Annotated in this window: 15 protein-coding genes; 10 read left to right on the top strand and 5 right to left on the bottom strand. The window is 70.0% G+C overall.

Annotated features, from left to right (window positions below; translation table 11 throughout):
• The first annotated feature begins 22 nt into the window (after nt 1-22).
• Nucleotides 23-280, top strand: coding sequence for a hypothetical protein (locus RR1_RS18180; protein WP_143153917.1), 258 nt, complete (start codon nt 23-25; stop codon nt 278-280).
• Between the two features lie 8 nt (nt 281-288).
• Here the strand turns inward: RR1_RS18180 and RR1_RS18175 are convergent, their stop codons facing one another.
• The gene (locus RR1_RS18175) at nt 289-1,554 is read right to left on the bottom strand and encodes an MFS transporter (protein WP_040775360.1); all 1,266 of its coding nucleotides are present in this window, start codon (nt 1,552-1,554) and stop codon (nt 289-291) included.
• A 36-nt stretch (nt 1,555-1,590) separates the two neighbouring features.
• Nucleotides 1,591-2,535, bottom strand: a complete 945-nt coding sequence (locus tag RR1_RS18170; RefSeq protein ID WP_010840150.1) for an NAD-dependent epimerase/dehydratase family protein — start codon at nt 2,533-2,535, stop codon at nt 1,591-1,593.
• 133 nt (nt 2,536-2,668) lie between these two features.
• On the opposite strand from RR1_RS18170, the gene RR1_RS18165 reads away from it, so the two are divergent.
• From RR1_RS18165 to RR1_RS18155, 3 genes are all read left to right on the top strand, one after another.
• On the top strand, nt 2,669-3,373 hold the full coding sequence (locus RR1_RS18165; RefSeq protein WP_010840151.1) for a TetR/AcrR family transcriptional regulator: 705 nt from the start codon (nt 2,669-2,671) through the stop codon (nt 3,371-3,373).
• 59 nt (nt 3,374-3,432) lie between these two features.
• Nucleotides 3,433-4,038 carry a YqgE/AlgH family protein gene (locus tag RR1_RS18160; protein WP_071990789.1) on the top strand — a complete coding sequence of 202 codons (606 nt, stop codon included), beginning with the start codon at nt 3,433-3,435 and terminating at the stop codon, nt 4,036-4,038.
• Between the two features lie 67 nt (nt 4,039-4,105).
• Complete coding sequence (locus RR1_RS18155) at nt 4,106-4,336, top strand: hypothetical protein (protein ID WP_010840153.1); 231 nt, start codon at nt 4,106-4,108, stop codon at nt 4,334-4,336.
• Here RR1_RS18155 and RR1_RS18150 read toward each other — a convergent pair whose 3' ends face one another.
• On the bottom strand, nt 4,337-4,720 hold the full coding sequence (locus RR1_RS18150; RefSeq protein WP_010840154.1) for a VOC family protein: 384 nt from the start codon (nt 4,718-4,720) through the stop codon (nt 4,337-4,339).
• A 103-nt stretch (nt 4,721-4,823) separates the two neighbouring features.
• Nucleotides 4,824-5,225, bottom strand: coding sequence for an SdpI family protein (locus tag RR1_RS18145; protein WP_040775392.1), 402 nt, complete (start codon nt 5,223-5,225; stop codon nt 4,824-4,826).
• Between the two features lie 121 nt (nt 5,226-5,346).
• Here RR1_RS18145 and leuS point away from each other — a divergent pair, with 121 nt between their 5' ends.
• The 3 genes from leuS (at nt 5,347) to RR1_RS18130 (ending at nt 9,185) form a co-directional block, all read left to right on the top strand.
• Nucleotides 5,347-8,196, top strand: coding sequence for a leucine--tRNA ligase (leuS, locus tag RR1_RS18140; protein ID WP_040775363.1), 2,850 nt, complete (start codon nt 5,347-5,349; stop codon nt 8,194-8,196).
• Between the two features lie 87 nt (nt 8,197-8,283).
• Nucleotides 8,284-8,727 carry a hypothetical protein gene (locus tag RR1_RS18135; protein ID WP_010840158.1) on the top strand — a complete coding sequence of 148 codons (444 nt, stop codon included), beginning with the start codon at nt 8,284-8,286 and terminating at the stop codon, nt 8,725-8,727.
• A 44-nt stretch (nt 8,728-8,771) separates the two neighbouring features.
• Nucleotides 8,772-9,185 carry a hypothetical protein gene (locus tag RR1_RS18130; RefSeq protein ID WP_010840159.1) on the top strand — a complete coding sequence of 138 codons (414 nt, stop codon included), beginning with the start codon at nt 8,772-8,774 and terminating at the stop codon, nt 9,183-9,185.
• Between the two features lie 45 nt (nt 9,186-9,230).
• Here the strand turns inward: RR1_RS18130 and RR1_RS18125 are convergent, their stop codons facing one another.
• The gene (locus RR1_RS18125; RefSeq protein ID WP_010840160.1) at nt 9,231-9,938 is read right to left on the bottom strand and encodes a FadR/GntR family transcriptional regulator; all 708 of its coding nucleotides are present in this window, start codon (nt 9,936-9,938) and stop codon (nt 9,231-9,233) included.
• A gap of 220 nt (nt 9,939-10,158) precedes the next feature.
• Between RR1_RS18125 and RR1_RS18120 the strand changes: the two genes are divergently transcribed.
• The 3 genes from RR1_RS18120 to RR1_RS18110 are packed head-to-tail and all read left to right on the top strand — an operon-like array spanning nt 10,159 to nt 12,985.
• A complete protein-coding gene (locus RR1_RS18120) occupies nt 10,159-10,905 on the top strand; it encodes a (Fe-S)-binding protein (RefSeq protein ID WP_010840161.1) in 747 nt (248 codons plus the stop codon).
• A complete protein-coding gene (locus tag RR1_RS18115) occupies nt 10,902-12,377 on the top strand; it encodes a LutB/LldF family L-lactate oxidation iron-sulfur protein (RefSeq protein ID WP_010840162.1) in 1,476 nt (491 codons plus the stop codon). The genes RR1_RS18120 and RR1_RS18115 overlap by 4 nt, the downstream gene beginning before the upstream one ends.
• The gene (locus RR1_RS18110) at nt 12,374-12,985 is read left to right on the top strand and encodes a LutC/YkgG family protein (protein ID WP_238559089.1); all 612 of its coding nucleotides are present in this window, start codon (nt 12,374-12,376) and stop codon (nt 12,983-12,985) included. The genes RR1_RS18115 and RR1_RS18110 overlap by 4 nt, the downstream gene beginning before the upstream one ends.
• The last annotated feature ends 11 nt before the right edge of the window (nt 12,986-12,996 follow it).

The raw sequence follows: 12,996 nt of genomic DNA, 5'->3' as shown, positions 1-12,996 counted from the left end.
CAGGGTGTGGAGTGATTGCGATGTGGGAATAGTCTCCGCGAACCTCCTGCTGCTGACCATCTTCTACTTGCCTGTGCTGTTCTCCGTCCTCACCGGTATTGGGTTGATCGTCGTCAGGACGCTCGGACGCCGGCGGCCCTGGGCCGCGATGGCTGTGACACTCGTTCTCTGTGTCGTCGTCGTGTGGCTCTCGATGTCCGTCATGCACCCGGACGACTACCCCGGGCCGTTCTGTCCTACCGGCGTGCCCGAATGGTGGCCGGCCGCGATTCCGCTGTGAGCGCCGCGTCACGACGTCGCGCGTCGTCGCCGCGAGTTGGCGGCGACGGCGACGAGGCCGACGAGGTAGACGGCACCTGCGCCGAAGGCGAGCGCGGGGGTGCGGCCGTCGGGGGCGATGACGGCTCCTGCGACGGCGACCGCTGCGACGAAGGCGATGTTGAACACCGTGTCCTGCAACGCGAACACGCGGCCACGGGCGGCATCGCGGATCTCGAGCTGCATCGCGGCGTCCCCGGTGAGTTTGATGGTCTGACCGGCGAAGCCGAGCAGCAGCGCCGCCACGAGCAGCCGCGTGTCGTCGAAACCCGGCACGAGCGTGACCTGCACGACGAACGCCACGACGAGGCCCGCGACCACCGTCCGCGGGCGGCCGACCCGGAGCAACACGAGCGGCGTCGTGACGGCCGCGGCGAGCATGCCGAGCGCCGTCGCGCTCACCGCCAGGCCGAAGCCGACCAGCCCGCCGGCGCCGCCCGCCTCGGTGGGCTCGCGGAGCACCAACACCAGAATCAGTGTGTCGATGCCGAAGACGATGCGATGGGCGCCGATTCCGATCATCGCGGTCGTGACACCCGGGGCGCGCCACACGGTGCGCGCACCGGTGACCAGCCCTGAGAGCACCGTCCGCACGACGGGAGCGCGTGGCGCGCCCGGCCCCGGTCCGAGTGCCTGCGGCCCGAATCGCGCCGCCGCGACAGCGGCGACGACAGACCCGAGCGCTGCCACCGTCACGGCGGCGGCCGAGCCGCGGTCCCCGGCTCCGACGAGCCCGATCACCGCGACGGCGCTCGCGGCACCGGCCGCCGAGAATCCCGAACCGACCGTCGCGAGAACAGAATTCGTCGCGACGAGCCACCCCGGCCTGACGACGTGCGGGAGCGACGCGGAGACACCACTCAACACGAACCGGCTCACGCCGACGGTCGTGAGAGCGAGCAGCATGATCGGCGCCTCGTCGGCTCCGAGGGCGAGCGCCGTCGCCGTCGCGAGGATGAGGACGGCGCGCAGCGCGTTGGCCCACAGCAGCACGAGTCGCCGGTCCCAGCGGTCGAGCAACGCACCCGCGTAGGGCCCGACGACGGAATACGGCAACAGCAGGACGGCGAACCCGGCGGCGATCGCCGCCGGCTCGGTCTGCCGTTCGGGATTGAAGAGGATCGCGCCGCCCAGCGCGGCCTGGAACATGCCGTCGCCGCACTGTGCGGCGAAGCGGACGGTGACGAGGCGAGCGAGGCCCGGCGACTCGCGGAGGGTTCGCGTGGCCCGCCGCATCCGTCCCGATCGTCGCCGCGCCGCCACCCGGCCACTCTAACGAGCAGCTGTGGCCGTCCGGCTCCGCCACCACGCGATCGTCGTCTCGGCAGCCTCCTGCAGATCGGTGGGCCGGAGGTCGAGTGCCGCCTCGCTCGCGGCCGAGCTCATCTCGAACGGCCGCTCGAACTGGTACAGCATCTCGGCGAGTTCGCGCATGTCGCGTGAGAGGTACCCGCCGATACGCACCGTCCATCCCGGCAGCGGAGCGACACGGGGCACCGCGAGCCCGGCTGCATCGGCGAACCGTTCGATCATCTCGCGCTGCGTCGGCGCGGGCGCGGTCGGTGCGTGCCACACGGCGTTCCAGAGGTCGGGCCGCTGCGCGACGGCGACCATCGCGGCCGCGTAGTCGGGCAGGAACGTGAACGAGTGCGCGACGTCGACACTGCCGAGCGGGCGGACCGTCTTTCCCTGCAGCAGCGGCGCGATCATGCGCTCGCCCGCATGCACGTCGGCGAGCGCGTACGGCCCGAAGTAGTCGGATGCGACGACGCTCGCCGTCGGTGCGGCCGCTGCCGCGCGCGCCGCGAGCAGCTCGGTGCGGACACCGCACTTGCCCTCCGTCGCGTTCCGCGGCGTGTCCTCGGTGAAGGGCATCGTGCTCGCGTCGTACGAGTAGAGGCTCTCGGGGAAGACGACGACGGCACCGACGCGCTCGGCGGCGTCGAGCACCACGGCCTCGTGAGCGGGCAGCTCGCGGCGCCACACGTCGGCGCGATACGCCGACCCGTGCGTGCAGTGGACGACCGCGGTCGTGCCGGCCGGGATCGCCGCGCCGAGCGACGCGGGATCGGACACGTCGGCGGTGACGAGCTCGATGTTCGGGTGCTCCGGGCCGGTGCCCGACCGGGTGAGGACGCGGACGTGCTCGCCCTGGGCGGCGAAGGTCTCTGCGACGGTGCGGCCGACGGGGCCGGAACCGGTGACGACGACGGTCATGACGGACTCCTGGAGGACGAAGGACGGGCGAAGAGAGAGCACTGCTCTCGTTTCAGGGTGAACCGGCCGACGGCCCATGTCAAGAGCAGTGCTCTCATTTGTGCGCACCCGTCTCGAATGGCAGTCTGACGCCATGCCGAGCCGCACCCCACGCGACCGCGCCCGCGAGCGGACGCTCGACGACATCACCCGCATCGGCCGCCGCCAGCTCACCGAGGTCGGTGCGGCCGGACTCTCGCTGCGCGGCGTCGCACGCGAACTCGGCGTCGTGTCGTCCGCCGTCTACCGCTACGTCGCGAGCCGCGACGAGTTGCTCACCCTCCTCGTCGTCGACGCCTACGACGAACTCGGCGACGAGGTGGACGCCGCCGTCGTCGCTGCGGGCCCCGACCCCTATCGGCGGTTCGTCGCACTGGGCGACGCCGTGCGCGCGTGGGCGACGCGCGAGCCCGCGCGCTACGCCCTCCTCTACGGCACGCCGGTTCCCGGCTACGCCGCACCCGGCGAGCGGACGACGACCCCCGGCACCCGCGTCGTCCTGCGGATCGTCGGCATCGTCGAGGACGCCCAGCGGACCGGCCGGCTCACTGCCGACGACACCCCCCTCCCTCCGGCACTTCACGACGACTTCGCCCGCATCGCCGCCGAATTCGGCACCACCATGACCGACGGTACGTTCGCGCGGTGCATGCTCGTGTGGTCGTCGCTGTTCGGCCGCATCGGCTTCGAGGTGTTCGGCCAGTACGGCGCGGGAACCTTCACGGCGAACGACGAACTGTTCGCCGCACACGTCGCTCTGCTCGCGGAACAGGCAGGTCTCCGGCCGCCCGGCGAGTAACCGCGCGCCACCCCGGCGTGGCGGTGCCCGCCGTCGGGAGCGGTGCGAAGATGAGCGGCGTGACACACGCAGACGAACCGGACGAGCGGGCAGCGGCGACGGATGCGGCGGTGCGGCCGGGCAGCCTCCTCGTGTCGTCGGTCGAACTCGTCGAGCCGGCGTTCCGGCGCACGGTCGTCTACATGATCGAACACAACGACTCCGGCAGCTTCGGCGTCGTCATCAACCGGCCCAGCGACACCGCCGTGCACGGCGTCTTTCCGCGATGGGCACCGCTGTCGGTGCGCCCCGCGACCCTGCACGTGGGTGGCCCGGTGCGCCGCGACTCCGCGCTGTGCCTCGCGACGACGCGCACCGGAGTCGACGTGTCGACGGTGCCGGGTCTGCGCCGCGTGGACGGCCGCGTCGCGATGGTCGACCTCGACAGCGATCCCGGAGCCGTCGCGCCCGCGGTCGACGGCATCCGCATCTTCGCGGGCTACGCGGGGTGGACGGCCGGGCAGCTGGACGGCGAGGTCGCCCGCGGTGACTGGGTCGTCATCTCGGCGCTCGCGAGCGACGTCGTCGCGCCGCCCACCACCGACCTGTGGTCGCAGGTCCTGCGGCGCCAGCCGCTCCCCCTCGCGCTGCTCGCGTCGCACCCGATCGACGTCTCGCGGAACTGACCGACGGCACGCGACACACCCCGGACGGGTGCGAAAGCCCGTCGGACCGCGGTGATACAACGGGAACATGGCCATCCGGAACGACGCAGCGAACACCCCCGTGACGTGCGGGTCGTGTGCCGCGGAGCTCGACCACTGCCACGGCACCCTCGTCCGCCACGTCCTCGCGCCCGACGAGTGCACCGACCCGGCGTGCTACGACCTCGACGCCGACCGTCACCCGCTCGTCGCCGGGTGCACCGATCTCGACGGTTGTGCCTGCGTGGCGTCCGAGAGTGCGCTGGCCGCGGCGTCCTGATCAGTCGCGGGGCGGGAGCTCCTGGATCGACCACGTGTTGCCGTCGGGATCGGCGAATCCGGTGAACCGGCCCCACGGGAAGACCTCGACGGGCGATGCGTCGACACCGTTCGCGAGCAGGTGCGCGCGGGCGGCATCCGCGTCCTCGACGACGATCTGCACACCCCGCACCGAGCCCGCGGCCATCGGCGTCATGTTCAGGTCCAGGACGATCGAGCACGCCGACCCGGGCGGAGTGAGCTGGACGAAGCGCAGTTCGTCGCTCACGGTGTGATCGTGGTCGTCGTGGAAGCCGACCCGATCGACGTAGAACGCCTTCGCGCGATCGATGTCGGCGACGGGAATCGGGACGAGTTCGAGCTTCCAGTTCGGTGCTGTGGCCATGACGGACTCCGCTTCGTGTGACCGTGCTCATTCGGTGAGATCGAACGAATCGACGGTACGACGGACCACCGACAGGAAGGCCGGGATTGCGGGAGGGCGTCCGTCAGGACGGAGAGCACGCACCCTTGAGCGAGCACGAACCGCAGGCGTCGGGGCCACAGCTCGAGTCCTCGGCGGGCAGTGCCGCCGAGGCCTTCGCGCCGATCGTTCCGCCCGCGGCCGTGGTGAGCAGTGCGCCCAGGATTCCGACGACGACGACCGCGATGCCGAAGCCGCCGCCGATGAGGATGCCGCCGAGTCCGCCCAGCACGAGCAGCAGCGATCCGGCGAGGAGAGTGGGTGCCGCGACCTTGTTGGCGAGCGAGAACGCGTCGTCGCTCGCGAGGGCTGCGGGAGTGCGGACCCCTGCCCAGCGATTGCGTGGCAGGCGCCCCGTGAGCCCGAGGACGGCGACCGTGCCCACTGCCACGGCCAGGACGAACAGCAACACGGACACCACCAGCACGTCGTTCAGGATACGGCGCACCCCGTCTCCTCGGTGAAACCGGGGTGAACCCGGCCGTCCCCACGCTCTACCCTGAGAGGGCCGACAGTTCCGCCCGACCAGTAGATAGCGACTTCTCACCGTGACCGAGTCAGTGCATCCGCAGGCATCGACAGACGCGCCCACCGCCGCGCCGCACCGCTACGGCGCGGCGCTCGCAGGGCGGATCGAGGAGAAGTGGCAGCGCTCGTGGTCCGCCGCCGGAACGTTCGAGGCGCCGAACCCCGTCGGCCCGCTCGCCGGCGACGTCCCCGCGGACAAGCTGTTCGTCCAGGACATGTTCCCGTATCCGTCCGGCGCGGGGTTGCACGTCGGGCACCCGCTCGGCTACATCGCGACCGACGTCTACGCGCGCTATCACCGCATGCTGGGCCGCAACGTCCTGCACGCGCTCGGCTACGACGCCTTCGGCCTGCCCGCCGAGCAGTACGCGGTGCAGACGGGCACCCACCCGCGCACCACCACCGAGTCGAACATCGCGAACATGAAGCGCCAGCTGGGGCGGCTGGGTCTCGGCCACGACGAGCGTCGTGCGATCGCGACGACCGACGTCGACTTCTACCGCTGGACGCAGTGGATCTTCCTGCAGATCCACGGCGCGTGGTTCGACACCGAGCAGGGCCGTGCGCGTCGTATCGACGAACTGATCGAGGAGTTCGCATCGGGCGCCCGCGCCGTCCCCGGCGACCGCACGTGGGACGAGCTCGGCCGCGACGAGCGCATCGAGCTGATCGACTCGTACCGGCTGGTGTACCGCTCGCGCTCGCAGGTCAACTGGTGCCCCGGGCTGGGCACGGTCCTCGCGAACGAGGAGGTCACCGCCGACGGCCGCAGCGAGCGCGGCAACTTCCCGGTGTTTCGCAAGAGCCTCGAACAGTGGATGATGCGGATCACCGCGTACGCCGACCGCCTCGTCGACGACCTCGAGCATCTCGACTGGCCCGAGAAGGTCGTGTCGATGCAGCGCAACTGGATCGGCCGCTCGCACGGCGCGCGCGTCACCTTCGCGGTCGACGGGACCGACGAGGGCGTCGAGGTGTTCACGACCCGGCCCGACACCCTCTTCGGCGCGTCCTACGTCGTCCTGGCCCCCGAGCACGACCTCGTCGACACCATCGTGGCGGACGCGTGGCCCTCGGGTACGGACGACCGCTGGACGGCGGGCGCGGCCGACCCGATCGCGGCGGTCGGTGCGTACCGCAGGGCGATCGCGGCCAAGTCCGATCTGGAGCGGCAGGAGAACAAGGAGAAGACAGGCGTCTTCCTCGGCGCGTATGCGGTGAACCCCGTGAACGGCGAGAAGCTGCCGGTCTTCGTCGCCGACTACGTCCTGACGGGCTACGGCACGGGCGCCATCATGGCCGTGCCGGGGCACGACCAGCGTGACTGGGAGTTCGCGCGTGAGTTCGGACTGCCTGTTCGGGAGGTGATCTCGGGCGGCGACATCACCGAGGCGGCGTACACCGGCGACGGCGTGCTGGTGAACTCCGGCTTCCTCGACGGCATGAGCGTCCCCGACGCGAAGCCGGCGATCACCGCGAAGCTCGAGGAGGACGGGACCGGCCACGGCACCATCCAGTACAAGCTGCGCGACTGGCTCTTCGCGCGTCAGCGGTACTGGGGCGAGCCCTTTCCCATCGTGTACGACGATTCGGGCAACGCGCATCCGCTCCCGGAATCCACCCTGCCCGTGGAACTTCCGGAGGTCGAGGACTACGCGCCGGTCTCGTTCGATCCCGAGGACGCGGACTCGGAGCCGTCGGCGCCGCTGAAGAAGGCGATCGACTGGGTGAACGTCGAGCTGGATCTCGGCGACGGTCTGCAGCACTACACGCGCGACACCAACGTGATGCCGCAGTGGGCCGGCAGCTCGTGGTACCAACTGCGCTACATCGACCCCACCAACCAGGATGCATTCTGCGACATCGAGAACGAGCGCTACTGGACGGGTCCGCGCCCCGACGTCCACGGGCCGAACGATCCCGGCGGCGTCGATCTCTACGTCGGCGGCGTCGAGCACGCCGTGCTGCACCTGCTGTACTCGCGGTTCTGGCACAAGGTGCTCTTCGACCTCGGGTACGTGACGTCGAGCGAGCCGTACCGGCGGCTGTTCAACCAGGGCTACATCCAGGCGTACGCGTACACCGACGCGCGCGGGGTCTACGTCCCGGCCGAGGATGTCGTCGAGCGCGACGGTGGGTTCTTCTACGCCGACGAGCCCGTGCGCCAGGAGTACGGCAAGATGGGCAAGTCGCTCAAGAATGCCGTTGCGCCCGATGCGATCTGCGACGAGTACGGCGCCGACACCCTCCGCGTGTACGAGATGGCGATGGGTCCGCTGGACACGTCCCGCCCGTGGGCGACCAAGGACGTCGTCGGTGCGCATCGCTTCCTGCAGCGCGTGTGGCGGCTCGCCGTCGACGAGGAGACGGGCGCGCTGCGGACCACGGACGCGGAACTGCCCGAGGAGACGCTGCGCGCACTGAACCGCACCGTCGCCGGCGTGCGCGACGACTACGCGAACCTGCGCGACAACACCGCGATCGCGAAGCTCATCGAGTACACGAATCACCTCACCAAGACGTTCCCGGACGGTGCGCCGCGTGCGGCCGTCGAGCCACTCGTGCTCATGGTCGCGCCCGTCGCACCGCACGTCGCGGAGGAACTGTGGGCGCTGTTCGGGCACGACGACTCGCTCGCGCACGGCCCGTTCCCGCAGGCCGACGAGCGCTGGCTGGTCGACGAGAGCGTCGAGTACCCGATCCAGGTGAACGGCAAGGTGCGCAGCAGGATTCGCGTCCCCGCCGACGCCGACCGCGAGGCCGTCGAGAAGGCCGCGCTGGCGGACGAGAAGATCACCGCGCTGCTGGGAGGCAACGCTCCGCGCAAGGTCATCGTCGTACCCGGAAAGATGGTGAACGTCGTCGCGTGATCAGGGAGCAGCCCACCCCCGCCGGTGGGCTGCGCTCTGCTGCTTCGCCGAGCCCGTTCGGCAACCGACACAGGGGGGGCACACGTCATGGGGAACGGTCGAAACGCGTGGGATTGCTCACGAATCGAGTCGCTGATCACCGACTACATCACCGGGTTCTCGCTGTCGCACATGACAGTCGCACCGCAGGACGACCCCGAATGGGTGGCGTGTATGTGGATGAACGAGAACTCCACCCGGTGGATCTGGGGCGGGGTCTACCCCGACGAGATCGGTGAGAATGGCGTGATCGACGTTCGCGAAGGACGGAAGTACGACGACGACATTCCACCGGACTACGTCGTCGTCGACACAGAGCGACTGCGCGCGATCGGCGCAGCCGCGGTCACCCGCGACGACAGCGAACCGACCGCCGTACCCGGTGGTCTCGCCGACATCTTCGTCCACACCCCGACCACGCGATTCACCATCGGCACGAACGGGCTCGACTGGGCGACCGAGATCGGAACTCGGCTCGCCGAGAACGACTGACTCTCCTTTCGAGCCTTGATCGACCGACGAGTACGGAGGCGGGGGTGGGACAGATCGGCGACCGGTACAACGAAACAGAGATCTACATCCTCATCGACGGGTACAGCGACGAGGTATATGGGATTCATGCACTCGGTGCGGCACACGAGGTGATCGACGACGAACAGGGAGCAGCGCTACGCGTGCACGCTGCGTTCGAGCGTCTCCTGCGGCTCGGGCTCGTGCTGCTCGGCACCCTGGAGCCCGTGGACGAGGCATTGCAGCGCCAGGACAGGTTGCGGACGGATGTACCTGTTGTGGACTTCGCCCCCTGGCCCGGTGGCATCGAAGGGATGGCTGCCCGACTCCGCGAGCTCCGCACGATGGCCGATGCCGACGACAAATGCGAATTCTGGGCCGTATCGACACCCGCCGGCCTCCGTGTCGGGAGGGCCCTCGTCGATGAGGTCGATCAATGACGACCGCCGCCACGACAGCTGCTGCGCGCGCGTCCCGCAGGCCGATCAGCGTCGTCGCGTGACCGAATCGGTTTCGGCGGTGAGGCCGTGGAATCCCTCGATGTGTTCGCGGACGAGTCGAGAAGCCTTGGAGGGGTGACCTGCCTGCACCGCCGCGACGATGCCGCGATGCTCGGCACGCAGGTTGTCGGCGACGGCTTTCCAGTCGTCGAGCAGGGGCACCGCGGCCATGACGTAGCCGTGGATCGAGCCGCGTAGCGACGCCATCATCTCGCGCACCACGGCGTTGCCGGCATGCGCGGCGAGTTTGGCGTGCATCTCGGCGTCGAGCCGATGGAATCGGTCCGGTTCGACGCCGGGCTCGTCCATCTCGTCGAGCAGTGCTTCGACGTCGGAGAGGTCGACGGCCTCCTGCCGCGCCGCCGCGTCGACCGCCCAGGTCTCGAGCAGGATGCGGGTGCGGACGACGTCCTGCACCGGAAACGTCTGTGCCGCAACGTGCAAGCGCAGCGCCGTCGTCATGGACGCCGCGGGATCGGCAGCGATGATCGCGCCGGCACGCGGCCCCGAGCCGACCGCGGTGCGGATCATTCCCATCGCCTCGAGGACGCGAATCGCTTCGCGGACGGAGGATCGGCTGATGCCGAGTTCCTCGGCGAGCGCGCGCTCCCCGGGCAACCGGTTGCCGACCGACAGTCTTCCCGCCGCCAGATCGCTCTCGATCCGTTCGAGCACGATCTCGTGGGCACGCATCGGTCCAGTGTATCCGGGCTGCCGCATGTCTGGTTCGTCCCGTTCGCTCGTCGCCGCCGTCGATGGGAATGATCCAGATCACAAAAACCTCTGGATTCGGAGTGGGTCATACGCTAACGTGTGGTCCGACCACAGTGGTCCGACCACACGCGGACCACACATCCGGCGACGGAGGCACGATGAACCACCCGCAGGGACACCGACGTCCGGGGGCGACGGCGTGAAGATCGCTCTCTTCGCGACGTGTCTCGCCGACGGTCTGTTCCCCGAGGCCGCCAAGGCGACGGTCCGGCTCCTGGAACGACTCGGACACGACGTCGTCTTCCCCGCGGGCCAGACGTGCTGCGGCCAGATGCACATCAACACCGGCTTTCTCGACGACGCCGCGCCCCTCGTCCGGCGCCACGTGCAGGCGTTCGAGGAGACGTCGTGGGACGTCGCCGTCGCGCCGTCGGGCTCGTGTGTCGGATCGGTACGGCATCAGCACGCGATGGTCGCCCGCCACGTCGGGGACGACGATCTCGCCGGCCGCGCCGAGGACGTCGCCTCGCGGACGTACGAACTCTCCGAACTGCTCGTCGACGTCCTCGGTGTCACCGACGTCGGCGCCTACTACCCGCACCGCGTCACCTATCACCCGACGTGCCACTCGCTGCGCATGCTGCGGGTGGGCGACAAGCCGCTGCAGCTGCTGCGCGAGGTGCGCGCCATGACTCTCGTCGAACTGCCCGACGCGGATTCGTGCTGCGGCTTCGGTGGCACGTTCGCGCTCAAGAACTCCCAGGTCTCGACGGCGATGCTCGCGGACAAGGCGCGCAACGTCATGTCGACGCGCGCTCAGATGTGCACGGCCGGTGATTCGTCGTGCCTCATGCACATCGGCGGTGGGCTCAGCCGGCTGCGTACGGGCGTCGGCACCGTCCACCTCGCCGAGATTCTCGCGAGCACCGAGGCGGTGGCGGCATGACGACCTTCCTCGGAACCCCGATACCCGCGATTCCCGGCCGCGGAAACCTCCGGGGCAGTGAGCAGTTCCCGGTCGCCGCCGAACGCGCCCTCGCGAACACGCAGTTGCGTGCCAACGTCGGCCACGCGACGCGCACGATCCGGGGGAAGCGGCTGCGCGCCGTCGCGGAGTGCCCGGACTGGGAGGAGCTGCGGCTCGCGGGCAGCGCGATCAAGGAAGACGTCATGGCGCGGCTCCCCGAGTTGCTCACGCAGCTGGAAGCGAACGTGACCGCACGCGGCGGCGTCGTGCACTGGGCCCGTGACGCGGACGAGGCCAACGCCATCGTCGAGCGGCTCGTGCGGGAGACGGGCGCCGACGAGGTCGTCAAGGTCAAGTCGATGGCGACGCAGGAGATCGGGCTCAACGAGTACCTCGAGGAGCGCGGCATCGCGGCGATCGAGACCGATCTCGCGGAGCTCATCGTGCAGCTCGGCAACGACAAGCCGAGCCATATCCTCGTTCCCGCGATCCACCGGAACCGTTCCGAGATCCGCGAGATCTTCCGCACCGCCATGCCGGACCCGGACGTCGAACTGACCGACGAGCCACGGGTTCTCGCGATGGCAGCGCGCGCTCACCTACGCCGCAAGTTCCTCTCGGCGCGGGTCGCGATCAGCGGAGCGAACTTCGGCGTGGCCGACACCGGCACGCTCGCCGTCGTCGAGTCCGAGGGCAACGGCCGGATGTGTCTGACCCTGCCGCAGACGCTCATCACCGTCATGGGAATCGAGAAGGTCGTGCCGACCTTCACCGATCTCGACGTCTTCATGCAGCTCCTGCCCCGCTCGTCGACGGCCGAACGGATGAACCCGTACACGTCGATGTGGACGGGTGTGCACGACGGCGACGGACCGCAGGAGTTCCATCTGGTGCTGCTCGACAACGGGCGGACCAACGTCCTCGCCGACGAGTCGGGACGCAGTGCGCTGCACTGCATCCGGTGCAGCGCGTGCCTCAACGTGTGCCCGGTCTACGAACGCACCGGCGGTCACGCGTACGGCTCGGTGTATCCCGGCCCGATCGGTGCTGTGCTGAGCCCGCAGCTCACGGCCACCACCGACCACGACGACCCCAACTCGTCGCTGCCGTACGCGTCGTCGCTGTGCGGCGCGTGCTTCGACGCGTGCCCGGTCCGCATCGACATTCCGTCGATGCTCGTGCACCTGCGAGCACGTGCCGCGGAGACCGGCGCCGCCGGTCGCGGAACGGCCGCTGCGATGAAGGCGGCCCGTTGGGTCATGGACTCGCCCACGAGATTCGCGGCGGCGGAGAAGCTCTCGCGCACCGGCCGAGTGCTCGGCGGTCGTTCGGGCCGGATCACCGCGCTGCCCTACCCGGCGTCGGCGTGGACCCGCAGCCGCGATCTCCCCGTGCCACCGAAGGAGACCTTCCGCGAATGGTGGTCGCGCACGAGGGAGGACGGCAAGTGAGCTCACGCGAGGAGATGCTCGCCAGGATCGCCGCAGCGAACACCGGCGCCGAGACCGTCGTCGTGCCCCGCGACTACGACCGCGCGCCGCTCACCGGTGCACCCGACGTCGACGGCTTCGCCGAGGCCGTCGAGGACTACCGCGCCCGCGTGCATCGCGTCGACGCCGATGCCGTCGCGGCGACGGTGGCCGAGCTCGCCGGGCCCGGTGCCCGCGTCGTCGTCCCGGCCGGGCTGGCGCCCGCGTGGTGGGCCGACCTCGCCGACCTCGTGATCGACGGCGACCCGCACACCCTGACCGCCCTCGAGCTCGACGAGATCGACTGCGTCGTCACCGGCGCCCGGCTCGGCATCGCGCGCACCGGCACGATCGTGCTCGACGCGGGCCCCGATCAGGGACGACGCGCCATCACCCTGGTCCCGGACCACCACGTGTGCATCGTGCGCGCCGACCAGATCGTCGACACCGTTCCGCAGGCGTTCGCGATCCTCACCGCAGACCGGCCGCTGACCTTCGTCAGTGGTCCCAGCGCGACGAGCGACATCGAGCTCGATCGCGTCGAGGGAGTCCACGGCCCGAGAACCCTCGACGTCGTGCTCGTCCGGTAACCGCATCACCC

The organism is Rhodococcus rhodnii NBRC 100604 (genome assembly GCF_001894925.1).
Classification (GTDB): domain Bacteria; phylum Actinomycetota; class Actinomycetes; order Mycobacteriales; family Mycobacteriaceae; genus Rhodococcus_F; species Rhodococcus_F rhodnii.
The sequence above is the reverse complement of the archived record's forward strand: the minus strand, read 5'-3'. Positions and strand labels throughout refer to the sequence as shown.

Coding starts and splice junctions, on each gene's coding strand:
- RR1_RS18175 (WP_040775360.1), bottom strand. CDS start 1,554: ATGCGGCGGGCCACGCGAACCCTCCGCGAGTCGCCGGGCCTCGCTCGC.
- RR1_RS18170 (WP_010840150.1), bottom strand. CDS start 2,535: ATGACCGTCGTCGTCACCGGTTCCGGCCCCGTCGGCCGCACCGTCGCA.
- RR1_RS18165 (WP_010840151.1), top strand. CDS start 2,669: ATGCCGAGCCGCACCCCACGCGACCGCGCCCGCGAGCGGACGCTCGAC.
- RR1_RS18155 (WP_010840153.1), top strand. CDS start 4,106: ATGGCCATCCGGAACGACGCAGCGAACACCCCCGTGACGTGCGGGTCG.
- RR1_RS18150 (WP_010840154.1), bottom strand. CDS start 4,720: ATGGCCACAGCACCGAACTGGAAGCTCGAACTCGTCCCGATTCCCGTC.
- RR1_RS18135 (WP_010840158.1), top strand. CDS start 8,284: ATGGGGAACGGTCGAAACGCGTGGGATTGCTCACGAATCGAGTCGCTG.
- RR1_RS18125 (WP_010840160.1), bottom strand. CDS start 9,938: ATGCGTGCCCACGAGATCGTGCTCGAACGGATCGAGAGCGATCTGGCG.
- RR1_RS18115 (WP_010840162.1), top strand. CDS start 10,902: ATGACGACCTTCCTCGGAACCCCGATACCCGCGATTCCCGGCCGCGGA.